Consider the following 25492-nt stretch of genomic DNA (forward strand, 5'->3'; position numbering starts at 1 on the left):
TGCCGTAGTTGCTGTCAATGACAAGCGAAATGCCTACGGTAAAAACAGGGAAGGGACATGGCGGCTTTTTTGGTCATTCAGGCAGCCCGTTTTGGAGATGTGGTGCAAACCGGGCGGTTATTGCGCGGTCTTGCGCAACAGGGGCAGGTACATCTGGCTGTTGACGCGGGGCTGGCACGCCTTGCCCGCTTGATCTACCCTTTTGCCACTGTGCACAGCCTTGCTTTACACAACTGTCATGAACATGATGTTCTGGAAAAAAATATACGGGTATTGGCCGACTGGCGAAACAGTGATTTTACTGCCGTCTATAACTGCAATTTTTCTGGTTTGACAGCGGCCTTGTGCCGCATGTTTGAACCAGAGATTGTAGTTGGCTACAGGCCTGTTACAAATGGCATATGGCGCTCACCCTGGGCCAGAATGGCCATGCAGCTGACCCGTCAGCGCGTACTTTCATCCCTTAATCTTGTGGATTTTTGGGCTCATTTTGCTTCCGGCTCTTTGCCGCCAGCTGCAGTAAATCCTGTGGCTGCACCAGGTGGAGAGGGAATTGGCGTGGTTCTGGCCGGGCGTGAATCGCGGCGTTCCTTGCCGGTACCTGTGCTGGCCGAGGTTGTACGCACAGCTTTTGCAGCTATGGGGGGACCGCGTGTACGTCTGCTCGGCTCCAATGCAGAAAAGAACGTGGCCCATCGGCTTCAGCGGCTTCTGCCTGCAAAAATGCTGGACCGTGTGGAAGACCTGAGTGGCAAGACCGATTGGCCAGGACTTGTTGACGCCGTCAAAGGGCTGGATGCCCTGATTACTCCTGATACGGGAACAATGCATCTTGCTGCGCATCTTGGCGTGCCCGTACTGGCTTTTTTTCTCTCCTCAGCTTTTGCGCATGAAACTGGCCCTTATGGGGAGGGGCATCTGATCTGGCAGGCTGAACGCCATTGCGTCCCTTGCCTGGAATCTGCTCCATGCCCCTATAACACGGCCTGTCTTGAGCCTTTTCGCAGTCAGGAGTTGCTGCGTTCCCTCACTCTTGCTCTCACAGAGGGAACGAAGCGGGTGAAGCTGCCTGATGGTTTGCAACTGTGGCGAAGTCATATTGATTCGCTGGGAGCAGTGTTGCGTCTTGAGGCCGGAACTGACATGCATGCGGCCAAGCGCACTCAGGTGCGAGAATTTTTGGCCTCTTATTGTAACGTGTCCTCATTGGAACAGATGGACGATATTTTCAGTAAAATGAAATTTACCGATGACGACGGCTTAGGCAATACCTGGCTTTTTGACGAATGGTTGTGCCGCGACGTGGACTGGATGCTGCCGCCTGACAGATATTGTTGATGTGGAGAATATGCTGATGCTTTCTGCCTCTTTGAGAATTCTCGTTGTTTTACCGATGTATGGCGGTTCTTTGCCCATAGGAAGATACTGCGCTCGTGCCTTGGAAGAAATGGGGCACAGTGTGCGCACCTTTGAGGCTCCGCTCATGTTTCCGGCTTTTACGGGATTGCAGGGGCTTGGTTTACCCCCAGCGCAAACAGCGCAACTGGAAAATTCCTTTCTGCAAGTTGTGTCTCAGGCTGTATGGGCGCAAGTGCAGGCGCAGGAGCCGCATCTGGTGCTGGCTTTGGCGCAGGCTCCGATGGGCCGCAGCCTTCTTCAGCGGTTAAAGCGGGCCGGGGTGCGCACAGCCATGTGGTTTGTGGAAGACCACACGGTATTTCAATACTGGCGGGCTTACGCGCCTCTGTATGACGTTTTTGCCATTATTCAAAAGCAGCCTTTTATGAGCCAGTTGGCAGAAATTGGGCAAAACAATTTTCTCTACCTGCCGATGGCAGCCCATCCAGATTTTCATAAACCCACTGATCTCAGTTCCGAAGAACGGCGGGAATATGGGGCAGATATTGGATTTCTTGGGGCCGGGTATCCTAACCGCAGACTGGCTTTTCGTCCCTTGCTAGGCCGTAATTTCAAAATCTGGGGTTCGGATTGGGAGGGCGAAAACTTGCTGGCTGCCCACGTACAACGAGGTGGCGCTCGCATCGATGCAGCAGAGAGCGTAAAAATTTATAATGCCACCAAGGTGAACCTCAACCTGCATTCCAGTCTGCATACGACGGATTTGGTGAGCCGCGGTGATTTTGTTAATCCCCGTACATTTGAGCTGGCTGCAATGAACGCTTTTCAACTTCTGGACGAGCGCAGTCTCTTGCCCGAGCTGTTTGCCCCGGGTGAATTGGCTACTTTTGGCACGATTGAAGAATTTTATGCCAAGATTGACTATTTTCTTGCGCACCCGGAAGAAAGAATCTCCTATGCCGCGCGGGCACAGGAGCGGGTATTGCGCGACCATACCTATACGCGCCGCATGCAAACCCTGCTTGAGTTTATCGCCGAGCGTATGGGCCCCTGGCCTGAAGCTGGAGTGGGGGGGCAGGCGCACGATGAAAATGGAAGGGGTGCTATTGCAGCGGCTTCTTTGGCGCAATCCTTACCGCCTGATCTGACGCCGGAACTGGCGGCAGACCTGGCCGCCACCATGTCGCGTACGGTTGAGCGCTTGGGCCTTGGCCCGAATGCAGATTTTGATTCTGTGGTTACGGCCCTCAGGGCCAGGTCAGGAGTTCTTGACGAAATGGAGACCTGCCTGCTCTTTTTGGATGAATGGCGCAAGCAGTACACCAAGTAGTGTTCAAATAAAAAGCCCGCATACAGCGGGCTTTTTATTGTATGTAGAAAACCCCCCGCTAGGCGGGGGGTTCCGTAAAGCTTAAAGCTATAAGTATGTCAGCAAAACTCCTTTTGATTTGTTACAACAGCTTGCGGTCTGGCAACTGCAAGCGAGACAAATCAAAAGGAGGTCACAATGGGTGACGCCAAAAGTTTAGCTCACACAAAGTGGAACTGTAAATATCACATAGTGTTTGCCCCCAAATACCGTAGGCAAGTATTTTATGGTGAGAAAAGGCGAGCGGTAGGGGATATTTTGCGGAAACTATGTGAGTGGAAAGACGTAAAAATACTAGAGGCAGAATGCTGCCCAGATCATATCCACATGCTGCTTGAGATACCCCCGAAAATAAGTGTATCGAGTTTTATGGGGTATTTAAAAGGTAAAAGTAGCTTGATGCTCTATGAACAATTCGGTGATCTCAAATTCAAATACCGCAGCCGTGAGTTTTGGTGCCGCGGGTTTTATGTGGATACCGTAGGCAAGAATACTTCAAAAATTCATGACTATATAAAGAAGCAACTGGATAGAGACAAACTCGGCGATCAGTTGAGCCTTCCGTACCCAGGTAGCCCGTTTACGGGCCTCAAGTAACAAAAATGCAAATGTCAGATCGCGCATGCGCCTGCTAGGGCGCAGCTGGTAAGAGAGCCTTACAGGCGCATATGAAAAACCCCCGGCTATGCCGGGGGATATTTATTTTGCAAAAATAAGGCGTGGATTTTCAATTTTGAAGTTTGCGCATGAAAAGCTGTCACATTGCTCCATTTTGAAGTTTGCGCATGAAAAGCTGTCACATTGCTCCATTAACGAGCAGTGCCGTCAGCTAGTCAGCACTGCCTTTGGGGGAGGCTTGCGGTGCAGCCTGATGATCCGTTTCAGGCGTTGCCTGTGGATCAGCTTGCGGCAGAGGTTCAACAATAATTTCCTGCGCTGTCCTGGAAGACAAGGTAGAAAGATTCGTTACCTGTGAATAGTAGGGAAGCATGAATGCCATTGCCGTCAGCAAGGCCAGCACCAGTGTAAATTTATGACGCATGGGCGCACTGCTGCGACCAACGATGGTCCAAAGAACCAGAGGCACAAGCCATACCAGCACCTTTGCGCTTTCACGCAAGGCGTTTTCAATGGTGAAGATGCCTCCCTGCCACGCCTGTTGTATTTCTGCTACGGTGGAGGCGAGGAAAATCAGCCAGAAGATGGTCCAGGTATTGCGTGCCCACACGGCGCACCAGGGCACCATAGTATTATAGTGGTCGCGCCCAAAGTCATCACGCTGGCGACGCATGGTCAGCCATAAAGCGCCGCTGCCAGCCGACATGGCCACAATCAGCGGCAGGGTCCAGTACAACGAGCACCAGAAGGGCGAAAACCAGCCTGGAAAAAAGATGTCGCCCAAGGTGATAATAGTTGCGTCGGGCCGCACATAGGCGCTGATCATTCGGGCGGAGCCCAGCGTAACCACTACGGCTATACAACCCTGGATGCCGCTGATTATGCCCATGACAATATGCAGGATCGGAACTTTTACAAGAAACTTCCACAAGGCGTAGTAAAGACTGCTGATAAGCACGGCCAGGCCCAGCAAAATCCAGCTCAACTCGACCATGAAATCTGGCAAAGAGTCTGGCGTATAGGAACCCTGCACAAAAAACAGCCATACGCGGCCCGCAACAAGCAAAATCCAGCCCAGAATCATTGCCAGCTGTGCCAATTGCCGCGCACATTTATCGTAGGAAGAGCGCCTGCGCGTTATGGATAAGATTCTTGCCGTGGCCGATATAAAACCAAGCCCCGCAAAGGCCAGCAGGGTAGCCAAGGCCAGGGTTACGCACAGATTATCAAGGCCTGTCTGCAAAAAAGGATAGGCTTGCATCCATTGGCGTGGCAGCTCCATCCAGGCGGACAGTTGGCCCAATACATCCTTAAAGAAGTTCATCGGGCACCGCCTGTGGTATGGCGTGGCTTCAGAACGGAAACACTCATGGTTGCTCCTTATAATCTTGCGCTAGCTTGGGATGATACGCTATGGTCTAGAAAATGTGGACAAGCCTGTATTTGCCTTAAAAATGCCGGGGCCGCAAGGGTTCTTGAAATATGGCCGGGCTTGGGGCAAAGTTGCAGGGGGAGACGTTATGAAAAAACTTTTTGCTGTTTCTTTGGCTTGCGTTGTTTTAGCTGCAGGCTGTGCATCGTCTGCGCAGATGCGACATGTAGAAGATAAAGAAACTGCCAGCCAAAGAACCTTGCGCGAAACCGATCAGCGGTTACGCACTTTGGAGCAGAGTGTGGCCACTCTGGACAGCCAGATGGCCCAGCTCAAGAACAGAACTTTTGAAGTGCGCACCCGTGGCGGCCAGAAGACCAGCATGACTGTTGTACCCATTTTACCACCGGCCCCATTGACCGTGCCGCCTACGGCAGGAGTCTCTTCGGCGGGGCAGAATGGAGCAGGCACTGCTGAAGCATCTTCTGCAGGTTCGTACCAGCGCGAAGTAGCCCTGGGGCAAAACGGACCATCTGTGATTACAGCTCCCGCGTCTGGCACTGGAACGCCAGTAGCTCCCATGTCTTCATCAGTCCCGGCCGCAAAGCAATCGCAGCCCGCTGCTGCACCTGCAAACAATGGAGCGCAGGCTGTTACCCCAGCGCCTGCTCCAGCAGGTGCACCCAAGGGAAAAATTATTGATCCTGCAACGCAGCCAACCTCCTTTCCGCCTGCTGCCCCGGCCACAGCGTCACAAACTGCGGCTGCACCATCAGCTTCCGCCAGTTCTCCCGCTGGCCGGACAGTTACGGCTGGCCCCAGCGGACAAGTGGGAGTTCCCGGCAAAAATACTGCTTCTGTTAGCGGAGCAGGAGCCGCGGTTGGTTTGCCCCCAGTGGCGGCTCCTGAACCAGTTGTACCCCCTGCCGTAAATCCGACCAATTTTTCCGCACAAGCCGCCAATCAATCTGTTGTTCCGGCCAGTTCGGGCAAGGGCGATCCCGCTGGCGGCAATACTGCTGTGCCTATTCCTGCCTTGCCGCCTTCAGCGCTGGCGCTGCCCCCCGAGCATCCCGGTTTGCCTCCCGTGGAAGCAGCAAGCCCAGCCGCGACGCCCCTTGCGACTGCAGCGCAGGCCACTTCCCAGCCAGTGGCTCCTGCGGAAGTAAAACCCGCAGCGACAGTTAATACGGCTACACCGGCCAATCAGACCCCACAACAGGCCGCCAAACCAACCAAAAATGAAAAAGCCGCGTACGAGGCAGCCCTCAAGGTCATGACGGCCGGACGTTCTGCCGAAGGAATATCCCGGTTTGAAACCTTTTTGCAGGAATACCCTCATGGGGGATATGCGGCCAACGCAGAATACTGGATAGGCGAGGGGCTGTACGCTCAAGGCAAGTATCAGGATGCCCTGAACCAGTTCCGTAAAGTGGATGCGTCGTATCCGCAGCACCACAAAAATGCGGATGCCCTGCTCAAAACAGGTATGTGCCTGAGCCGTCTCGGTGATAAGGATGCAGCCACGCAGGCGTACAAGCAATTATTAACGCGCTTTCCCAATTCCGAAGCCGCCCGGATAGCCCGTTCACGCGGGCTGGCACGTTAAATATGTCCGAAGGTTTTTCGTGGGCGGAGCTGGATGAAGAGGCCCGTACGGAATATTGGGCCAGTCTGGCCTTGCGTCATTGTGCTGGTCTTGGGGCGCGCTCATGCTCCCGTCTTTTGCGCACCTTCGGATCAGCGTATGCTGCCGTTCAGTCGCGGCAGCGTTGGCGTGAAGCAGGCCTGAATCAAAAACAGGCCGCTGAGATGGCCACGGGCTCATGGCGAGTTACTGCCCGGCAAGAATGGGATAGGGCGCATGATCTCGATGCCGACATCCTGCTTTGGACGAATCCCTTATATCCGTCACTGCTGCGTCAATTGCCCGATGCGCCAGTGCTGCTGTATTGCCAGGGCGATATGTCGCTTTTTCAAGCGCCAGCCTTTGCAATAGTAGGATCTCGGAGGTCCACGGACCATGGCAGAACTGTAGCCGCCCACATGGCGCGGTGTCTGTCATCCTGCGGCGTTACTATAATTTCAGGTATGGCGCTCGGCATTGACCGCGTTGCACACGAAAATGCTTTGACGCGTATTGGACGCAGTATTGGCGTTTTGGGCACGGGCATTGACGTGATGTACCCGCCGGGAAACAAAACCGTTTTTGACAATATGCATCGGTATGGCTTGCTGGTTTCGGAGTTTATGCCAGGGGCACAGCCCTTGCCTGAGCATTTTCCCATCCGTAACCGTATTATCAGTGGTCTTGCTCTTGGGGTTCTGGTAGTGGAGGCCGCCAGCCGCTCTGGAAGTCTTATTACCGCCCGACTGGCTCTGGAGCAAAACCGCGAGGTCTACGCCGTGCCCGGCCCGGCGCTGGATTCCCACTGTATGGGCTGCCAGGAGCTGGTGCGGCAGGGCGCGCGCCCGGTTTTCAGTGCTGAAGACGTCTTGCACGATTTGGCTGAACAGTTGCGGCCCTTTGGCATCAGTAAGGCCAGTTTGAGTGAAGATGAAAAAAGCGCGCAGAAAGATACTGTCGCTATGCAAGGAAAAGAAGCCGAAGGCGAAACTGCCAGTTCTGCTTCATCCCAAAAAGGATCTCGCCGTAAAAGCTGTAAAGATGACGGCAATGCTGTGCATGTTGCTCCTGCCGTTCAGGAGCAACCTCGTCTCGATGCTGCGGAACAGCTCGCTCCGGCAGAACGCAGGGCATGTTTGCTGGATTGTTTACACCAGCGGGGGCCCATGCAGGCTGACGATCTGGCGTGTGTTTTAGATATGGCAGTATCAGAACTTAATGCCATGCTGGTGGGGCTTGAAATGCTGGGGCAGGTGCGAAGGCTGCCGGGAGCCCGGTATGAGGCCGGAAAATGAACGGAAAAAAACTGAAACAAGGCAAAGGCGCGTGCCGGGTAAGAAATATCTCTGATCCGGCTATTGGTTCTCGCTCGGCAGTGGATGTAGCAGAATTGCCTCCTGCCGGACATACAAAGGGGCCCGCGTCTGGGACTCCATCCGAGCTTTTATCCAGTGCGGCAGGCATTGCTGAAAGTGATGACAAGGCCAAGCCTGACCGTAGTGCGCTGTTTATTGAGGCTTTTTTAACCTGGATGGCTGTGCAGAAGGGGGCTTCAGAGGCTACGCTGAAAGCCTATGGCGTTGACCTGGCCCAACTGGCTGATTTTTTACGTGACCAGGGCGTTAATCTTGGGCAGCCGCAAACCGTAACACGCCGACATATCCAGGCTTTTTTGGCGTGGCTGTTTCGTAAGGGCGAAGCCAAAAGCTCTATGGCACGTAAGCTGGCAGCGACCCGTTCCTTCTTTCGTTTTCAGCAGCGCGGTGGTAGAGTAACGGAAAACGTGGCAGCCCAGGTACGAAATCCACGTCAGGAAAAGCGCCATCCACGCGCTCTTAATGTGGATGAAACGTTTGCCTTGCTGGATGCCTCGTCAGGACCTGCTGGCGCAAAAGGCCCAGTTTCTGGAAGTGCTGAAGAAGAGCGCACTCTTTGTAGGGACCTTGCCCTCGCTGAGCTGCTGTATGGTTCTGGCTTGCGCATATCCGAAGCTTTGAGTCTGGATGTTGACGACGTGCAGTTGTCGTCGCGCGTGTTGCGGGTTATGGGTAAAGGATCAAAAGAGAGGCTTTCGCCCCTGTCGGACACATCCTACACAAGTCTCAAGCAGTGGCTTGAAGAACGCCCTTTTTTGGCGCAATCAGAAGAAAACGCTTTGTTTGTGGGCACGCGTGGCGCTCGACTTAACAGGAGGGAGGCCGCCCGTATTGTGGAACGTTTGTGCCATCGCGCCGGGCTGTCGTTCACCGTTTCGCCCCACAGCTTGCGGCACTCCTTTGCAACCCACTTGCTTGAAGCCGGGGCAGACATGCGTAGTGTTCAAGAATTGTTGGGACATCAGCGCCTTACAACCACGCAGCGATATACGCAGTTAAGCCTTGAACGCCTTATGCAAACCTACGATCAGGCGCACCCCAGGGCTGCAAAAAAATAAAAAAATCACGAGCTATTTTTTAGTTTGTAATTTCAGTATATTATCGTATAGTTCGCCATGTGCTTACGGTGCCTGTGTCAGGAAAATTTCCCGGAGGCGCTTGGCATGGACAGCACTTTGTGCTAAAGAGAACAAATCGGTCAAATTAAACCGCATACCTGAACCATACCGGAAGGAGAGACAGTCATGTCTGCATTAGTTCTTGGTCACATGAATCCTGATACCGATAGCATTGTTTCCGCCATTGTCGCCGCTGATCTGTACAGCAAGCGCGGTATGGACGTCACCCCGGTTGCCCAGGGCGCGCCCACTCCCGAAACCGAATTCGTTCTGAAGAAGTTCGGCCTCACTGCTCCGCAGGTTATCTCCGATGTGGCTGGCAAAGATGTTTATCTGGTTGACTACTCCGATCTGGCCCAGGCCCCCAAGGGCATGGATTCCGCCACTGTGCTCGGCGTTGTCGACCACCACAAGCTTGGTGACGTGACCACCTCTGCGCCGCTGGAAGCCTGGATTTGGCCCGTTGGCTGCACCAACACTGTTCTTAAGAACATGTACGACTTCTACGGCATCGAAATTCCCAAGAACCTTGCTGGCGCCATGCTTTGCGCCATCCTGTCCGACACGGTTATTTTCAAGTCGCCCACCTGTACCCCTGCCGACAAAAAGGCCGTTGAAGAACTGGCCAAGATCGCAGGCGTGAGCGATGTGGTGTCTTTGGGCATGGAAATGTTCAAGGTCAAGAGTGCCGTTGACGGCACCCCCATGAAGGATCTCGTCTTCCGCGACTATAAAGATTTTGACATGAATGGCAGCAAAGTCGGCATTGGCCAGCTTGAAGTTGTCGACCTGTCCATCCTTGAGCCCGTAAAGGCTGGCCTGCAGGCCGAAATTGAAAAGGTTAAAGCTGAAGGCCGCCACAGCGTGTTCCTGCTGCTGACCGACATCATGAAAGAAGGTTCGGAAATGCTTATCGTATCCGATGATCCTTCCGTGGTGGAAAAGGCTTTTGGCGTAAAGGCTGAAGGCAGTACCGTTTGGCTGCCCGGCGTGATGAGCCGTAAAAAGCAGGTCGTGCCCAACTTTGAAAAGGCCTTCAAATAAGCTATTGGATGAAATACTAAAAAGCCCCCGGCGTTCTGCGCCGGGGGCTTTTTAGTATGGATTTAGCCAGTAGCGCGCAAACAAGAAAATCATTCGCAGTGAGGAGGGTGCTGATGAGGCCCACACAAGCAGTTTGTCCGCATGGCCAGATAATTTTATTTATGAATTCCCAAGACCGTATTGCTTGGAAGGTGCTTATTTGAAAGGAAGGCTTTGGTTGCTACGGTCAAATAAAAAAGAATTAGTGTTCAATCCAGATAAGCATCGCCACCAGTGCCAAGCAACCAGTGAGCACCATATAGGCTTGTCTTGTACGAAGAGAAAGTACAGCTCCCAATAAGGCAGCTACATAGAGGGCAGACCATGTTACCGCACGCAGAGCAGGCAGGGATTGGGTGTTTTGCAGGGTACGCAACAGACTGAAGATTACCACGAAGCAGAGGCAGTAGAGCGTGATCTGCCATAGGCTTCTATGCAAAGACGAGAAAAAAAGAGCCGCACCCGGGGCAAGTCCGCCGGGTTTACCCGCACACCATGTCTCAACCTTGTCTACCATTGGGTTTTGGCTGATGCGCTGGCGGTGTTCGCCATAGGCAGCGGCATAAGCCGCAAGCATGCAAAAAATAAGAGGGATAAGCAGATTGCCCGGTTCAGTCAGCCCAAAGTGTCTGCATAGAGGAAAAAGTAGTAAAAAGCTCAGGCTGCCATATGGAGGAACGACGCTGCCCAATTCTAGGGCGTCCAGCCATAGTAGCTCAAAGATGATGCCTAATGGGAGGGCCAGACTCCAGTCTGAAGTAATGGCTCCTGCTATGAGGGCCAGACAAATGGGGCGGTCAATGATGCCAATTATGCAGGAAGAGCGGGCCGCGCCTGCCAGGGCAAAAAAAAAGCGTAAGGTGCCCCAACTAACGTCATTTCATATAAGTTGTTCATGGGGACCCCTTACGGTTTCTGTGGGAACACTGCGGAAATCCAGTTGTACAAGGTGCTGCTGGATAGAGTGCAGGTCTTCCCTGTCCTGGGCTGACAACGCCACATGGGGAAGAATTTGTATTTTTTCCGGGCCGTAATGCAGGTTGCCAATATTGAGAGTTTCCATAATGACGCCCGCTCCGCTGGCGCGTCGAGCATCCTGGCAATTGCCAAAAAGAACAAAGCTGTCTTCGCCGCAGGCGTCAAGCGTTCTGGCCAGGTCGTGTACCGGAATGAAATGGGTGATAATACGTTGTGGCACGGCAAGTTCAATTATCTGCTGGCGCAGTTCGTCTGCAGCAAGCTCGTCGTTGGCAACCACCAGGTGCCTGGCACCAGTATAGGGTAACCACGCCTCTATGACCTGCCCGTGCACCAAACGATTATCAACGCGGAACCACATATAGCTAGCCGTCGTTTTTGGCTCGGGCCTTATTACGCAACATATTTCCGGCAACCACGATGCCCTTTGCCCCCGCTTCGCCTGCCAGTTGCGCCAGTTCTTCCAAAGGTTTTTCGCGTGTTGAGAAAACTTTGAGAAGCATAGGGAGATTCACTCCCGTTACAACCTCAACCTTGTGCGTGGTCAAAAGTGAAAGAGCCAAGTTGGTTGGGGTGCCGCCGAACATGTCAGTAAGAATAATGACCCCAGCCCCCTTGTCCAGCCTTTGGGCTGCGTCAGTAAGGCGTCGTACGGTTTCAGACACTTCGTGGGCAACGTCCACACTAATGGAGCTACAGTCGCTTTGCGGCCCCAGAATGAATTCAGCAGTCCGCAACATTGCCGAACCATAGTCGGCATGCGAAACGATGATGATACCCACCTGTGTCTTCTTGTTTTCGTCCGTCATGGCATTCCTCTCGACTCAAAGCCTGCCAGCTTTTTTAGCCAAGTTCAAGATGTCGGTGTTCCAGAGTTGTTGGATAGTCAGCCTGTTTTAATGCCTGCAAAATTTCTTCGGCCATGGCCACTGAACGGTGGCGTCCCCCAGTGCATCCAACAGCAATGGTGACGCGGTAACGGCCTTCAGCTTCCATAAGCGGCAGCATGAACAAAAGCAAATCCATAAGCTTGGCGCGAAATTCGCGTGCGTGCGGCTGATTGAAAACGTATTGCGCAACAGCCTTGTCTTTGCCGCATTGCGGGCGCAGTTCTTCTACAAAGTACGGATTGCTGAGAAAGCGCAGGTCAAATACAAAGTCGGCTTCGCGCGGGACACCGTATTTGAAACCAAAAGAAATTACGTTGACCTTGATGGCGCGGAGCTTGCTTTTGCTGTCGCTCCAGCGCTTCTGAATGGCACGCCGCAGGTCGTGAATGGAAAAGCGTGATGTGTCAACGACAAGGTCGGCCATCTCCCGCAGAGGGCGCAAGCTGTTGCGCTCGGAAAGCAGGGCGGTTTCAAGGCCCAGCCCCTCACGTTCAAGCGGGTGAGGGCGGCGGGTTGTCGCGTAGCGCCGCAGAAGCTCCTGAACGTCGCATTCCAGAAAAAGAAGCATGGGACGGACATTTTTGGCCGTAAGGTCAGACAATGCCTCGTTAATCTCATCCAGAAAATTGCTCTGCCGCAGATCCATGCCAAGGGCAATGCCCTTGAAGTGGCTCATGGAGGGGCGAGCCATCATGGCGACCATTTCAGGAGCCAAGCTCGCTGGCAACCCATCCACCACAAAATGGCCCATATCTTCAAAAACTTTTAGAGCCGTGCTTTTACCCGCTCCGGAAAGGCCGGTTACTATGCACACGGCCACGGGCTGCTCAGCTGCACAGATTTCAGCTGCAGACTCTTCGGGCTGTTGTTTTGTGGTGTTCATGAATCCCCCGCTAATTTCCCGGCTGCCTGATTGGCAGCCGGGAATCAGGAGTAGTTATAAGACGGGGTCAATCAGCGCGTAGCTGCTTGTGCGCGTGCGGTATACCACATTGATGCGGCCATTTTCTGCGTTAAAGAAGACCAGAAACTCGCTGCCAATGGAGTCAAGCTGCATAAGCGCCTCATCAAGGTGCAGCGGCTTGGTTGCCAGACGATCTGTGCCTTCCACAGGCAGTGCAACATCAGTTTCTGCGTCAATGTTGTAGGTGAAGACATCCACATCAGCACTGCGTGCCTTGCGGCGCTGCGTCTTCACTCGCGAAACCTGACGCTTGATCTGCGCTTCAACCTTGTCGGTCACAAGGTCAATAGCGGCATACATGTCTGAGGTTTGTTCTGTGGCATTGATATGCAGTCCTTCACCGACGACAGTAACCTCGCAACGGTGGCGGAATTTGTCCACAGTCAACACAACACTTACTTCAAGACCGGAAGATTTGCCAAAAAACCGCCCCAGCTTTTCAATGCGGCGGCGGGCATATTTCTTAAGGTGGTCGGAGGCTTCAAAGTTTTTGAAGGCGAAAGAGATGTTCATATAATCCTCCTTATTATGGCAGTTCTCCATGCGGAGAACCAGGAACCCGCCCTTGAGGGACGGTGAAAATCCGGCAAAAGGCCCGGTTTTTCGCAATTTTTGTCTTTCCTTCGTGGGCAGTCTGATTCAGCTTCTGCCACAGGCGATCAAAAAACTAAAAATGTTCCTTTCGTCTGGAAGAGGACGGAATATCAAGAGCGGTGCGGTACTTTGCCACAGTACGCCGTGCGATGTTGACCTTGAGGTGGTCCTTCAGCATTTCGCCAATGCGTTCATCGCTCAGGGGAGACTTGGTGTCTTCATCGGCGATGAATTTTTTTATAAGCGCCTTGACACTTTCGGAACCCACCTGACTTCCGTCATCCAGCTCCAAACCGCTATTGAAGAAAAATTTCAGCTCAAAAATACCGTGGGGCGTGGCCACATATTTGTTGGTCGTAATTCTGCTGACAGTCGACTCATGCATACTGATGTCGTCTGCAATGTCCTTGAGGATGAGAGGAGCAAGGCGCGATACACCAACTTCAAAAAAAGCTTGCTGATGCCTGACAATGCTTTCCATTACCTTGTACAGAGTGCGTTGGCGCTGATAAAGACTCTTGATGAGCCAGCTGGCCGAGCGCATCTTTTCCGTACAGTATTCCTTTTCTTTGTCTGAGGCTCCCTTCATGTCCATTTGGTTCATGTTGGAAAGCTGCAGTTGTGGCAAGCCATCTTCGTTGAGCAGTATGACAAATTCGTCACCCATCTTGTACACAAAGACGTCTGGGCTGACGTAGGTTGGCTCTCCGCCTCCAAAGCTGGCCCCTGGAAGGGGGTCAAGACTTTGAATAATATCCAGATACTCCTTGAGTTCCTCCATATCCAGTTTGAATTTACGCAGCAACGGCTTATAGCGCTTGCCTTCAAGGTCTTCCAGGTGAGAGCGTATCAGTTCAAGCAGTATGGGATCGCGGTCGTATTTCAGGCTTTTTATTTGCACCAGCAGGCATTCACGCGCGTCACGCGCTGCAACGCCCACGGGATCAAACAGCTGCACTTTTTCAAGCACTGTCAAAACGTCAGAAGGGTCCGACTCGGTCATCTGTGCAATTTCATCTATGCTGGCGTGCAGATAGCCTGCGGAAGAAAGATTGCCAATAATGACTTCGCCAATATCTTTTTGCGCGTCAGAGAGCGAAGAAAGGCGCAGTTGCCAAAGCAGGTGCCCTTCAAGGGTCGGTTTGGCTGAGTAGCGCGCCTCTAGAGGAGAAATGTCTTCAGCAACTTCAAATTCACGAGGCTGCACAAGGCGGGGAGTGCTGGCGAATTCGCCAAGATAGTCTTCCCAGTCGGCGTCCTTGGCCAAATCCTGGTCGTATACTTCTTCAGTGGCCTTTTCCCGTCGGTCTTCAGCTGGTTCAGCTGAGCCGTCATCGCCCTGGGATTCTTCCAGAAATGGGTTGTCCAGCATTTCTTGCTGCACAGTCTCCAGAAGCTCCATGCGCGAGAGCTGGAGCAGCTTGATGGCTTGCTGCAATTGCGGGGTCATCACCAGCTGCTGAGCCAGTTTGAGTTGCTGTCGAAGTTCCAGTGCCATGAGCCAGTTCCGCCTTGAATGTCCTCAGGAAAGTTTTTTATTTACAAGTAGTGTGCCATAGTGGCAAAAATTATGCAATAGCCAGAGGTTGCGAGAGCAAAAACATGGTTTGAAGTGCCTTGAAACAAGCTTTGCCCCATTGTTTTCAGGGTGTTGGCTTCACGGATGCCAATCGGGGCAAAAAATGAAAAAGGGAGGTTGGCCCTCCCTTTTTCATTTTCTATGAGATGTCTTTAAACCCTCAGGCGTTAAACCTTGGCGTGTTTTTTAGCAGCACCAATAAATTCGCGGAAGAGGGGGTGGGCATCCATAGGCCTGGATTTGAATTCGGGGTGGAACTGACAACCAAGGAACCACGGATGGTCAGGCAGTTCAACAATTTCCACCAGCGTTCCATCCGGTGAAGTGCCGCTAAAAACCATGCCCTTTTCTGCCAGAGCTTCTTTGAATTCATTGTTGAATTCATAGCGATGACGGTGACGTTCTTCCACCAGTTCTTTCTTGTATGCATCCAGAGCCTTAGAATTGGGCAAAACCTTGCAAGGATAAGAACCCAGGCGCATGGTGCCGCCCTTGTCGCTTCCGGCATCGCGTTTTTCAACGTTCTTTGTGCGGAAGTCGTACCATTCTGTCATAAGGTAAATGACCTTATGCTTGGAACGATGGTCAAATTCTTCAGAGTTGGCATCAGCCATTTCGGCAACGTGGCGGGCAAATTCGATGACCGCACATTGCATGCCCAGGCAGATGCCGAAGAAGGGTATCTTTTTCTCGCGGGCGTAGCGAATAGCCGTGATCTTGCCCTCAACACCGCGGTAGCCAAAGCCGCCAGGCACCAGAATGCCGTCACAGCCCTTGAAGTGCTCTGCCGCATTGTCGGCATCCACGTTTTCGGAATTGACGTAACGCAGGTTCACCTGAACGCGGTTGGCCACGCCGCCGTGGATCAGGGCTTCATGCAAGCTTTTGTAAGCTTCCTTCAAGTCCACATACTTACCCACAATGGCGATGGTAACCTTGCCCTTGGGGTCGGCGCAGTCGCTAACGAGTTTTTCCCAGGCTTCAAGGTGGGCATTGCGAGCTGGCAAACGCAGCATGATGGCTACTTTTTGATCAAAGCCTTCCTCATAGAACTTCAGAGGAACTTCGTAGATGTTGTTCACGTCTACCGAAGAGAATACGGCATCCTGGTCCACGTTGCAGAACAGGGCGATCTTGCGGCGCAGCTCTTCAGGGATACTTTGTTCGCAACGGCACAGAATGATGTCAGGCTGGATGCCGATGGAAAGCAGTTCCTTCACACTATGCTGGGTGGGCTTGGTTTTGTGCTCGCCAGCAGTGCGCAGGTAAGGCACCAGAGTGAGGTGGATGTTCAGGCAGTTATCGCGTCCAATATCTGAACGCAACTGACGTATTGCTTCAAGAAAGGGCAGGCCCTCTATGTCGCCAACGGTGCCGCCAATTTCAATGATGGCCACATCAGGGGCATCGTCGCCTTCTGCCAAGGACAAAACTACGTTTTTGATTTCGTCGGTAATGTGAGGAATAACCTGCACCGTAGCGCCCAGATAATCACCGTGACGTTCCTTGGCGATAACCTGATTGTAGATGGCCCCTGAAGTGGTATTATTCTTCCGTGACATGGGCACGTTCAGATAGCGTTCGTAGTGTCCAAGATCCAGGTCAGTTTCAGCGCCGTCGTCAGTAACGAAAACTTCGCCATGCTGAAAGGGGTTCATGGTGCCAGGGTCAACGTTAATATAGGGGTCGAGTTTCTGTATGGTTACCGAAAGGCCGCGGGTTTGCAGCAGCGCGCCCAATGAGGCTGCTGCCAGACCCTTGCCCAAAGATGACAGAACACCGCCTGTCACAAAGATAAATTTCGTTTTCATGACTTCCACCTTAATATCTTGATCGCTTTTTGGCACAACCCTGTATGCTTAGCCTAAAATCATTTTTTTGGCTAGCATTGACTATCGAAAACAAGGTAAGTAGTGTGTTATTCCCTCTCCAGCATGCGCAGGTACAGCTTGGCTTTGCCTGCGGCTCGTGAGGTGCGGGCTGACTTCGGCCCAAAGGCCGCACTGTGCACGTCTGCCAGCATCAGCACGGCTCGAAAAGATCTGCTAGCAAGCCAAGGAGGCTTTACCCGCATGGGCATGGTCAATACGCTGGTTATCACCGGTTATGGAACAAATTCTCATCTGGAAACCGCCCATGCAGCCCGCTTGGCCGGTGCAGACAGGGCGGACGTAGTCCACTTTTCAGACATTGTGGCGGCCAAAGTTCGGTTGGCCGACTATCACTTTTTGGTCTTCCCCGGCGGATTTCTAGACGGTGACGACTTGGGCGCTGCCCAGGCCGCTGTTATGCGCTGGCGTTACCTCAAGGATGCGCAAGGCGTTCCTTTGCTGCAAAGTTTGCGCGACTTTCTGGATCAGGGCAAGCTCATTCTCGGCATATGCAACGGCTTTCAGTTGCTGGTTAAACTGGGGGTGTTGCCAGCCTTGGGCGGCGTGCGTTTTGAACGCCAGGTTTCTCTTGGGCACAACGATTCCGCCCGCTACGAAGATCGCTGGGTGCACTTGCTTCCCAACGCCAAGAGCCCCTGTGTCTTCACCAAGGATATGCCCTTGCTGAGTATGCCTGTGCGTCACGGAGAAGGCAAACTTGTGCCGCGCGACGAAGAGTGTCTGCGCCGCCTTGTGTCGGAAAATCTTATCGCGCTTCAATATGCTGATCCTGAAACAAAGCAGCCCACGCAGGAATATCCTTTAAATCCCAACGGTGCTGCCTTGGCCATTGCCGGACTTACCGATCCGACGGGCCGCGTTCTTGGTCTTATGCCGCACCCTGAAGCGTTCCATCATGTGACCAACCATCCGGCCTGGACTCGTGGTGAACTGGATCCTCCAGGAACACTTCTGTTCGTCAATGCCGTGCGCTACCTGCGCGGACAGCAGTAGTTTTATAAATTTTGATAATAAAAAGAGCCGGGCATGTGACGATGCCCGGCTCTTTTCGTTACGATTTGTTTTTCTGGCAGCTAGCTCTTGTTGCCATTGAACATGCTCTGCACGCTTTTGCTCAACGAGGCCATAGCGTCATCGAATTCGTGCTGCAGGCTGTCCATAAGTTCGCGGACAGAGGTGATCTTGTTTACGCGTGACACATTGGCGCCGCAGAAGGCGAATCCGCGTTCAAGGTTTCCCTTCATGGCGTTGATAAGCGCCTGAGCAATGCAGTAGGGCGTCTTTTCCTGTTCGCAGGTATGCACGCAGTGGAAAACGCATTTGAAGGGCTTTTTGTTGCCTTCGCGTGCTGCGTGAATAAAACTGTTGTCCAGGGCGCGTCCGGGCATGCCCACCGGGCTTTTGATGATGGTGACGTCTTCAGCCTTGGCGGCAAGGTAAGACTGCTTGAAGCGTTCGTCGGCATCGCATTCGTGCGTGGCAACAAAGCGGGTTCCCATCTGCACGCCGGAAGCGCCAAGGTCGAGAAATTTTTTGATGTCTGCACCGGAGTACACACCACCGGCGGCAATAATAGGCACAGCTTTGCCGTATTTGTCTTCCAGAGGCTTCACAACTTCAACCACCTGAGGAACCAGCACTTCCAGCGCATGCGCCGGATCATAGAGTTCTTCAGCCTTGAAACCGAGATGCCCGCCAGCTTTGGGGCCTTCAACCACAAAGGCGTCAGGCACGTAGTTGAAGCGGGAAATCCATTTTTTGGCGATGACAGAAGCCGCGCGTGCCGAAGAAACTATGGGCACAAGCTTGGTTTTGAAGTCTTCCTTTTTTTCTTCGCACGCTTGAAAAAGGTGCTTGGGCATATCAAGCGGCAGGCCAGCGCCAGAAAAAATGATGTCCGCTTTGTGCTCAATAGCAGTACGCACCATCTGGCTGAATGTGGTCAGGGCTACCATAAGGTTAACGCCAACAATGCCGTTTGTCAGCTGGCGGGCTTTTTCAATTTCATTGCGCAGGGCACGCAGGTTGGCTGTAAGAGGATCCTTGGCAACGTCAGGTTCCTTCATGCCGATCATAGCTCCGGCGATGACGCCGATGCCGCCCTGATTGGCCACAGCAGAAGCAAGGCCTGAAAGCGATATTCCAACCCCCATGCCACCCTGAACAACAGGGATTCTGGCAGTGAGGTTTCCGATTTTAAGTGCGGGAAATGACATTGCAAGACCTCCGTCCTGACTTATATGGAACAAGCTCAACAGCTCCCGTGGGCGCTACCGAGAGTATCCCCCATATGGAAATTAGGCGCAACAGTAGCTGTAATTTTTATAAGATGCAACAATAGCGTGCACTCTTTTGCGAATAGCGTCAACAGCCCGGCATTTATAAAGAACAAAGGCCAGAATATGGGCACCACTGACAATGCTTGTCGGGGCGGGCAGTGAACGTTGGGGAATATTCCATATGTAACAGGGTCAGGGTAAGGGCCGTGCGGCAAAACCCTAGAGCAGCATTCAGATCTTCTTCTACCAGTCCTCCGAAAAGAGGATGCTCTTTCCCCTCATCGCGCAGTTCCACCAGGGCAGCGTCGCCCAACTGGGCCATACCACAAGCGCCAGCCATCGACAGATAGCACGGCAACTGCAGGCTGGGCAGGCGTGTTCGTAGTTCGTCAAAGAGGTTTTCAAGGTTTTCCAATTGTTCCGTATCGGCTTCCGTAGCTGGCGTCAGGGCCGCGCACAGACGATCAGCCCGGGTAAAGTACGCCAGGTCAGTCCACAGGCTGCCGTCATGTTTTTTGATGGTTCCTGTTTTGTAATCAAGCACGTGAAGCAGACCGTCGCGGCGGTCCACGCGGTCCACCGTACCAACAAAAGCATAGTCGCGTTCGGCCAGCCGCAATGTGGCGCTGATTTCTTTTTCCAGAGCCATAATCATGATGTTGTCTGGTTGGCCTGATAAAAAATGCATGAGCCGCATGGGGGCTGCCTCTTCCAGCATCAAGCAGCTGTCTGCGGGTAACAGGCGTCGCAGGTCGGCAGCTTCAAGCTGCTCCAAAAAACGCGCACGCACGGTTTCAGCGGAAATATCACCGGGGCGTATGACCTTGTGCAGATAGGGTTCGTAAAGAGCCTTGAGCGTGTTGTGAATGCAGGTACCGACCGCAGCGGGATCATCACCTTCATTGATCTCTTTTGGTGGGCGCAGGTCGCACAAGTATTGCCAGGCGAAGCGCAGGGGGCACTGAAGGTAGACATCCAGCCTGGTGGCGGAAAGCGGTTTACGCAGCAAATGCGTCAGGGCTGTGTTTAGTTCAACCCCGCGCGTCAGAATTTTTGTTTCAGAAGCGGCAGCCTGTACTTCGCAAGCGGCGGTTTCAAGAGGCGGTTCACCGGGGGTGAGCAAAGCTCCTCGCCGTTGTTCTTCCTGCCAGAGCAGTTGCTCCACAAAACGGCTGCGGCTTTTTTTACCGTCAAAGAGTGCAGAACGGCTGATGCCTTCCTGCCAGAAAAAGGAGACTTCATCCGCCCCGGCGCAAAGGCGGTACAAGCTATGCGCAGCGGCCCTTTCACGACGGCGTGAATCGGGCAGGCCAAGAGTTTGCCGCAAAGAATCCGGCAGCAGCGGGTCCTGTGCAGGGTTGCCGGGCAGTTTGTCATCAGTGGCATCCACAATGAACACCCGGTTAAAATGCAGCAAGCGTGTTTCAAGCATGCCAAGTACTTGCAGGCCTGTAAGCGGCTCGGCCTCAAAGGGCACCCGCTCTTGCCCCAGCACTTCGCGCACCATTCCGTGCAGCGTTGTGAGGGGAAAATCCGTGTCTGCCAGAAGGTTTTCACGCAAGACGGGCACAGCTTGCCGGATGAGGCGGTACATGGCCTCTGCATCCAGGGGAAAGTGTTTCCACAGGTCGCCGCCACGGTTGAGCAAAAAAGAGCACAAGTTTTGCAACACGTCGGCCATGCCCCTTGTGGTGCTGGCAGTGGATGGCGCATGAACAAGCACATGTAGTGTTTCTTCCAGCAGTTGAGACAAGGGTTCAGGCAGCTGGCTTCGGCAAGAGTTCGCCACTTCGGCCAGGTCAACGAAGCGTGTGCCTTCGCGTATGTGTTTTTCCAGGGGACGCAGGGCGTCACGAAGCAGCAGGGGCTGCCCGTTGCTATCCTGAGTGCGCAGCATGGTCACATAGGGGTGACGCAAACATTGCAACACTTGCCGCCAGTAGTACCGCCCCTCGTCGCTTCTGTTTGCCTGAAGCCGCAACAATGCGTCCAACAACCTATTGAGGGGTGAACGGTCCAGGGGATAACCCATGGAGATGTTAACATCCTTGTTCGGCAAATGATGGAGCACTGGCATGAGCAAGGAGCTGTCTGTTAGCACTACGGCTGTGGAGGCAGAAGAATCAGCATCATTTGTTTCTACCTGATCGCTTTTGCACTCAGGCTCAAGGTCTCGGCGCAGGGCTGCAAGCTGCGAATGGCAGTCGTAGCCTGCAAAAAAGTGGAATCGAGGTTGGTGAGATTTTTCTTTCTCGTCAAGCTGCATGGCTGGAAGTGCCTGCGCTTTCCAGCGGCGCAGCCATGCGGCCTGTTCATCACAAGCCCAATGAATGCCGCTTTCTCTTTCTGCCAAGGCCGGATCACCGTGCAGGCAAAGTTGGGCTCCAGCTTGCCAAAGACGTTTTAAAAGATGGTCCTCGCCGCCCGTAAGCAGGGAAAAACCAGCCACCACCACGGGACGATCATACTGCGGCTCCAACAGGTAAGGCACAGGAGAATCGCTGTGTGCCAAAGCGAAAATATCAAGGCCCGGCGTTGTCCAGTTGTTTTCCAGCAACGCTGTTTCATAGGCTTTGCTGATGCGTCCCAAAGCGCCCAATAGCGCGGCTGCAGGAGCGGCAACCTCATTTTCCAGATGGGTAAGGTCCGTCGCCTCCACCAGTTGCCCGTACATTTCCTCCAGAAGTGCAGCCAGCCGCAGACCCCAGGGTAAAAAAAGCGCCATATCCATACGGGCGAAACGGGACGCAAGGCTGCTGTCATCCTGCGCCAGAGCGTTAACGCACTGGTACAGTAATGCCACGCGGTCCAGCGTGTTGGCTGTATGCAGCGGAGCGGCACTGTCAAAGGCGCGCCATGAGGCTATCGTGTCGGACAACGTCATGACCTTGGGCAAAAGCCCTGTGTAGCCTTCAGATGCGTATAGCTGCACAAGATAGCGCCAAGGGCGATTGTGCGGCACAAGCAGCAGGGCCGAGCCAGGGTGCCCGTGGGTGAGTTGGTTCAAGTAGTCCTTGAGGGCTGGCAAAAAAGGGCGCTGCCAGGGAAAAATCAAAAAGGGCGAGGCATTCATGACAGATCTTCTTTGATGGGCAGCAGGTCATGACAGTGTGGAACGAGCTCTGAAGCACTGTCCTGTGTCACAAGGCGAAAGCGCCGCTGGTCAAGGTATACCAGCAAACCCCTGGCAGGCGTTTGCTCTTCATCATTCCCCTGGTTCAGGCAGGTAAGGTATTTTCTGACCTGATCCACATGTTCGTCTTCAGGTTGGCCGCTTTTGTAATCAAGAACCAGCAGACCCCAGCTTTCCCGTACTAACAGGTCCATGCGCAAAAGTTGGCCGTCTTCGGTCATGATAGAATGTTCGGGCCAGCCTTTTTCAAGCCAGCGAGTTGTCTGTGGCTGGGTTGCCAGCCAGTGCAATGCCTCTGTTACGCCCTGGCGCAGATCTGCGTCATCGGGGACGGGCAGAGGATAATGACGCAAACCGAAATGCAGGGCTGCCTGTACGTCTTCTTGCGGATTGCCCGTGAGGCGCAAATGTTCCAGGCAAAAATGCAGTAAATTACCTCTGTCTTCAGGCCTGAAAGAAAACGCCGCCAGCGGGTTGCGGAAAATTTTCAAACGAGGCAGCCACTGCATGGGTCGCCAGTCTTCAGGAATGGTATGGTCCAGATTTGAGGCAGGCATGGAAATTATTACAGGTTCCATCTTTGCCTGTGCTGTTCCCTTGGCAGCGTCGGACTGTACCGCCATATTTTTTTCAGGTGCGCGCACGACAGATGCCTGTGCTGCCAGCCCGGCGGGCTCAATGGCTTCTGGAGCAGAAGCCAGACTGCCAAGGGTATAGGGAGGCTGCCAGCCCGTGCGCTCCCACAGAATGTCCAGGCCCGCAAGGACGGGCGACTGCCGTTTGGCCGAGGTGCGAAAGACATACAGGGCGTCTCTGGCGCGCGTAAAAGCCACATAGAGCAGGTTGAGGCTTTCACGGGCCTGCCGGGCCAAATCTTCATAATATGGACGTCCAAGGGCTTTCTGATTGCGCACCATCATGCTCAACCCCTGGCGTTCATCACGTACCGGCTTGTCTGAAACGGAGAGACTCAGGCCAGTAAAAGGAACAAAAACCACAGGAGCTTCTAACCCCTTTGACTTGTGCACGGTCATGATGCGCACGGCATCCATATTCTCCGGCATAGGAACTTTTTCTTCGTTACTTTTTTCACTCCAGTGCTCAAGAAAGGTAGAGAGAGTGGCAAGTCCTTTTTCTTCAGCACTGTGCAACACTTCCATAAAGCGGCGTAAAAAAGTGGTTGCTTCAGGAAAACGCTGTTCAACCTGAAGGCGCGCGTACCATTCAAGCACCGTGTCATACGGCGTCATGAGGCCCGACTGGCTGAAGAAAGGAGCCAGCAATGTCTGCCATACATGAGGCCAGCGCTGCCGAAAATTTTGATACAAAAAGCCTTTTTTTTGTAAGGCGCACCAGCCGTCCAAATTTGTATGGGCAAGGTCGGCTGCATCTGCATGGTCATGAAAAATATTGCCCGTAATAAGGGTCAGAAAAGCGATGTTATCATCCGGGCTGTCCAAAAACGCCAGAAAGGCCACAGTTTGGATAACCAGAGGGTGGGCAGAAAGAAGAAGACTGTTTTCAGTAATGACCGGGATGCCCTGACGTACAAGATGGTCGGCCAGAAGCGCTGCCCCGTTATTGCTGCGCACCAGAACCAGAACATCGGCCCAGGGACGGTGCGGAGCAATATCTTCGTGCAGGATGTCGCTCAAGCGCGTGAAAACTGCGTCATTCAAAAGTTCGGCAGAGTCAGCTGATATGTCTTCAATCTGAACAAAACCACTGTCAGGCGTGTGTTCCGGGCATTGCTGCCTTGTACCAGCAAAGGCGCTTACAAGAGCATTGACAGATGACGTCATAATTTCTTCGCGCAGATCTAACGGCATTTCGTTGGGCAAGAGGGCGCTCATGACGGCGCGTGCTGTCTCTGGCTGCTCCAGAGGCGAAAAAAGGGCATTATTATGCTCCACCACCTGTCGACTGCTGCGCCAGTTGAAGGGCAGGCTGTCACGGCTGGTAGTTGCGGCAATAGCCGTGAGGCCCCTGTCGTCCAAAATGCCGTCGAAAAGTTCAGGGTCGCCGTCACGCCAGCCGTAGATTGATTGCTTAACGTCGCCCACCCAGGTCAGTGAACCGCCGTGGGCAAGGGCTTCTTCCACCAATGGACGCAGAGCGCGCCATTGCTCCTGGCTCGTATCCTGAAATTCATCTACAAGAAAATGACTGAGGCGGCTGCCCAGACGGCAAAGAGTGTCGGGCACGCCATGATCGCTTTCCAGCACCTGTCGCGCCATATAGGGCACAAGCAAGCCCGGCAGGGTGCCTTCCTGTTCCTGATTGTGCGAAAAGGCCGCAGCAAGAATGCGGGCCATCCGGATGGAAGGTTCAAGGCGCAAGGCTTGCCGCAAGATGAGCCCGTCAGTTGTGTACGCCTGGGCTGCCTGGGAAAAAGCTGCGTAAGCGTGCTCCACCTCGTTGTCGATTTTAGCCCCTTTTTTGAAAACCTGAGCTGCTTCGTCCTTGCACAGATAGGCTGATGTCTTACGCTCGCCATTGGACCAGGCTGTAACGGCTTTCAAGGCATTGGCTTGCCAGGGCAGTTCCCTGCTGGCTGCCAGTTGTAACAAGTGAACTGCGGTTTCGTGTGCGGTCTTGTTGAGGGCCGTCAGGCGTTCATCAAGCTCGTCATATGAAGAAAGTTCGCCAAAATCACCCAGAAGCGCGCTATTCAGCAAGGGGCGTAACTGATGGAGCAGTTTTTCTCCAGCCAAAAAGCCCTTGCTGCCTCCGTACCAGACCATAGCCCGGCAAACTTGCCGCAAGAGGTCGCGCATAGCTTCGTCACCCTGCCACGCTTTTTCCATCAAAAGATCAAGGTAAGGCGTCAGGGCTTCTTCAGTTGCAAAAACAGGCTGAAAGTCTGGGTGTAGCTTGAGTTCCAGAGCCGCAGCACGAACTATGAGGTGCAGCAGACTGTCAATGGTACGTATATTCAGGGCGCTCATGTCACGCATGATGGCGTCAACCCAGCGTCCAGCTGCTACGGAGTCAAGGGCGATCCCTTGCATTGGGCAGCCCAAGGCCGCGCTTTTCAGTTGCCTGATGACGCGCTCTCGCATTTCGGTGGCTGCGGCATTAGTGAAGGTTACAGCCAGAATATCGCCCCAGCCGCAGGGACCGCCTGAACCAAGGGCGCAAGCAGGGGAGGCTGCTCTGCCCGGTGCGCCGCAACTCACAAGGCGCTGCAAAAAACAGCGCGTCAGTTCATAGGTTTTTCCCGACCCGGCAGATGCCTTAACTTGGCGTAAGTGCTGCATG

18 protein-coding genes are annotated in these 25492 nt (G+C 53.5%); 8 read left to right on the forward strand and 10 right to left on the reverse strand.

Going from position 1 to position 25492, the window contains the following annotated elements:
- Nucleotides 1–57: 57 nt before the first annotated feature.
- The 3 genes from HNQ38_RS08805 (at nt 58) to tnpA (ending at nt 3325) form a co-directional block, all read left to right on the forward strand.
- Nucleotides 58–1338, forward strand: a complete 1281-nt coding sequence (locus HNQ38_RS08805) for a glycosyltransferase family 9 protein (RefSeq protein ID WP_183719544.1) — start codon at nt 58–60, stop codon at nt 1336–1338.
- 16 nt (nt 1339–1354) lie between these two features.
- A complete protein-coding gene (locus tag HNQ38_RS08810; protein ID WP_183720083.1) occupies nt 1355–2689 on the forward strand; it encodes a CgeB family protein in 1335 nt (444 codons plus the stop codon).
- A 177-nt stretch (nt 2690–2866) separates the two neighbouring features.
- The gene (gene tnpA, locus HNQ38_RS08815) at nt 2867–3325 is read left to right on the forward strand and encodes an IS200/IS605 family transposase (protein WP_183719546.1); all 459 of its coding nucleotides are present in this window, start codon (nt 2867–2869) and stop codon (nt 3323–3325) included.
- Nucleotides 3326–3557: 232 nt separating this feature from the next.
- Here tnpA and HNQ38_RS08820 read toward each other — a convergent pair whose 3' ends face one another.
- Nucleotides 3558–4670: a hypothetical protein gene (locus HNQ38_RS08820; protein WP_246388075.1), complete on the reverse strand. Its 1113-nt coding sequence runs from the start codon at nt 4668–4670 to the stop codon at nt 3558–3560.
- Nucleotides 4671–4866: 196 nt separating this feature from the next.
- On the opposite strand from HNQ38_RS08820, the gene ybgF reads away from it, so the two are divergent.
- The 4 genes from ybgF to HNQ38_RS08840 all read left to right on the forward strand — a co-directional run bounded on the left by ybgF (nt 4867) and on the right by HNQ38_RS08840 (nt 9883).
- Nucleotides 4867–6327, forward strand: a complete 1461-nt coding sequence (gene ybgF, locus HNQ38_RS08825; protein ID WP_183719548.1) for a tol-pal system protein YbgF — start codon at nt 4867–4869, stop codon at nt 6325–6327.
- 2 nt (nt 6328–6329) lie between these two features.
- Nucleotides 6330–7640 (forward strand): DNA-processing protein DprA, encoded by a 1311-nt coding sequence (dprA, locus tag HNQ38_RS08830; RefSeq protein ID WP_183719550.1) that lies wholly within the window; start codon nt 6330–6332, stop codon nt 7638–7640.
- Nucleotides 7637–8779 carry a tyrosine recombinase XerC gene (locus HNQ38_RS08835; RefSeq protein ID WP_183719552.1) on the forward strand — a complete coding sequence of 381 codons (1143 nt, stop codon included), beginning with the start codon at nt 7637–7639 and terminating at the stop codon, nt 8777–8779. The genes dprA and HNQ38_RS08835 overlap by 4 nt, the downstream gene beginning before the upstream one ends.
- Before the next feature lie 186 nt (nt 8780–8965).
- On the forward strand, nt 8966–9883 hold the full coding sequence (locus HNQ38_RS08840; RefSeq protein ID WP_183719554.1) for a manganese-dependent inorganic pyrophosphatase: 918 nt from the start codon (nt 8966–8968) through the stop codon (nt 9881–9883).
- Between the two features lie 919 nt (nt 9884–10802).
- Here HNQ38_RS08840 and HNQ38_RS08845 read toward each other — a convergent pair.
- The 6 genes from HNQ38_RS08845 to pyrG all read right to left on the reverse strand — a co-directional run bounded on the left by HNQ38_RS08845 (nt 10803) and on the right by pyrG (nt 16738).
- Nucleotides 10803–11261, reverse strand: a complete 459-nt coding sequence (locus HNQ38_RS08845) for a PTS sugar transporter subunit IIB (protein WP_183719556.1) — start codon at nt 11259–11261, stop codon at nt 10803–10805.
- 4 nt (nt 11262–11265) lie between these two features.
- Entirely contained in the window at nt 11266–11709 is a 444-nt protein-coding gene (locus tag HNQ38_RS08850; RefSeq protein WP_183719558.1) for a PTS sugar transporter subunit IIA, read from the reverse strand.
- A 34-nt stretch (nt 11710–11743) separates the two neighbouring features.
- Nucleotides 11744–12673: an RNase adapter RapZ gene (gene rapZ, locus HNQ38_RS08855; RefSeq protein WP_183719560.1), complete on the reverse strand. Its 930-nt coding sequence runs from the start codon at nt 12671–12673 to the stop codon at nt 11744–11746.
- Between the two features lie 54 nt (nt 12674–12727).
- On the reverse strand, nt 12728–13267 hold the full coding sequence (gene hpf, locus HNQ38_RS08860) for a ribosome hibernation-promoting factor, HPF/YfiA family (protein ID WP_183719562.1): 540 nt from the start codon (nt 13265–13267) through the stop codon (nt 12728–12730).
- Between the two features lie 154 nt (nt 13268–13421).
- Entirely contained in the window at nt 13422–14846 is a 1425-nt protein-coding gene (gene rpoN, locus HNQ38_RS08865; RefSeq protein ID WP_183719564.1) for an RNA polymerase factor sigma-54, read from the reverse strand.
- Between the two features lie 248 nt (nt 14847–15094).
- Complete coding sequence (pyrG, locus tag HNQ38_RS08870; protein WP_183719566.1) at nt 15095–16738, reverse strand: CTP synthase; 1644 nt, start codon at nt 16736–16738, stop codon at nt 15095–15097.
- 261 nt (nt 16739–16999) lie between these two features.
- Between pyrG and HNQ38_RS08875 the strand changes: the two genes are divergently transcribed.
- Nucleotides 17000–17812, forward strand: a complete 813-nt coding sequence (locus HNQ38_RS08875; RefSeq protein ID WP_183719568.1) for a phosphoribosylformylglycinamidine synthase subunit PurQ — start codon at nt 17000–17002, stop codon at nt 17810–17812.
- Between the two features lie 80 nt (nt 17813–17892).
- On the opposite strand, the gene HNQ38_RS08880 is transcribed toward HNQ38_RS08875, so the two are convergent.
- The 3 genes from HNQ38_RS08880 to HNQ38_RS08890 form a co-directional block, all read right to left on the reverse strand.
- Nucleotides 17893–19035 (reverse strand): NAD(P)H-dependent flavin oxidoreductase, encoded by a 1143-nt coding sequence (locus tag HNQ38_RS08880; protein WP_183719570.1) that lies wholly within the window; start codon nt 19033–19035, stop codon nt 17893–17895.
- A 163-nt stretch (nt 19036–19198) separates the two neighbouring features.
- Nucleotides 19199–22171 (reverse strand): PD-(D/E)XK nuclease family protein, encoded by a 2973-nt coding sequence (locus HNQ38_RS08885; RefSeq protein ID WP_183719572.1) that lies wholly within the window; start codon nt 22169–22171, stop codon nt 19199–19201.
- Nucleotides 22168–25491 (reverse strand): UvrD-helicase domain-containing protein, encoded by a 3324-nt coding sequence (locus HNQ38_RS08890; RefSeq protein ID WP_183719574.1) that lies wholly within the window; start codon nt 25489–25491, stop codon nt 22168–22170. The genes HNQ38_RS08885 and HNQ38_RS08890 overlap by 4 nt, the downstream gene beginning before the upstream one ends.
- Nucleotide 25492: the final 1 nt, after the last annotated feature.

Origin of the sequence: Desulfovibrio intestinalis (assembly GCF_014202345.1) — a bacterium.
GTDB classification, from domain to species: domain Bacteria; phylum Desulfobacterota; class Desulfovibrionia; order Desulfovibrionales; family Desulfovibrionaceae; genus Desulfovibrio; species Desulfovibrio intestinalis.

Coding starts and splice junctions, on each gene's coding strand:
- HNQ38_RS08805 (WP_183719544.1), top strand. CDS start 58: ATGGCGGCTTTTTTGGTCATTCAGGCAGCCCGTTTTGGAGATGTGGTG.
- HNQ38_RS08810 (WP_183720083.1), top strand. CDS start 1,355: ATGCTTTCTGCCTCTTTGAGAATTCTCGTTGTTTTACCGATGTATGGC.
- tnpA (WP_183719546.1), top strand. CDS start 2,867: ATGGGTGACGCCAAAAGTTTAGCTCACACAAAGTGGAACTGTAAATAT.
- HNQ38_RS08820 (WP_246388075.1), bottom strand. CDS start 4,670: ATGAACTTCTTTAAGGATGTATTGGGCCAACTGTCCGCCTGGATGGAG.
- ybgF (WP_183719548.1), top strand. CDS start 4,867: ATGAAAAAACTTTTTGCTGTTTCTTTGGCTTGCGTTGTTTTAGCTGCA.
- dprA (WP_183719550.1), top strand. CDS start 6,330: ATGTCCGAAGGTTTTTCGTGGGCGGAGCTGGATGAAGAGGCCCGTACG.
- HNQ38_RS08835 (WP_183719552.1), top strand. CDS start 7,637: ATGAACGGAAAAAAACTGAAACAAGGCAAAGGCGCGTGCCGGGTAAGA.
- HNQ38_RS08840 (WP_183719554.1), top strand. CDS start 8,966: ATGTCTGCATTAGTTCTTGGTCACATGAATCCTGATACCGATAGCATT.
- HNQ38_RS08845 (WP_183719556.1), bottom strand. CDS start 11,261: ATGTGGTTCCGCGTTGATAATCGTTTGGTGCACGGGCAGGTCATAGAG.
- HNQ38_RS08850 (WP_183719558.1), bottom strand. CDS start 11,709: ATGACGGACGAAAACAAGAAGACACAGGTGGGTATCATCATCGTTTCG.
- rapZ (WP_183719560.1), bottom strand. CDS start 12,673: ATGAACACCACAAAACAACAGCCCGAAGAGTCTGCAGCTGAAATCTGT.
- hpf (WP_183719562.1), bottom strand. CDS start 13,267: ATGAACATCTCTTTCGCCTTCAAAAACTTTGAAGCCTCCGACCACCTT.
- rpoN (WP_183719564.1), bottom strand. CDS start 14,846: ATGGCACTGGAACTTCGACAGCAACTCAAACTGGCTCAGCAGCTGGTG.
- pyrG (WP_183719566.1), bottom strand. CDS start 16,738: ATGAAAACGAAATTTATCTTTGTGACAGGCGGTGTTCTGTCATCTTTG.
- HNQ38_RS08875 (WP_183719568.1), top strand. CDS start 17,000: ATGGGCATGGTCAATACGCTGGTTATCACCGGTTATGGAACAAATTCT.
- HNQ38_RS08880 (WP_183719570.1), bottom strand. CDS start 19,035: ATGTCATTTCCCGCACTTAAAATCGGAAACCTCACTGCCAGAATCCCT.
- HNQ38_RS08885 (WP_183719572.1), bottom strand. CDS start 22,171: ATGAATGCCTCGCCCTTTTTGATTTTTCCCTGGCAGCGCCCTTTTTTG.
- HNQ38_RS08890 (WP_183719574.1), bottom strand. CDS start 25,491: ATGCAGCACTTACGCCAAGTTAAGGCATCTGCCGGGTCGGGAAAAACC.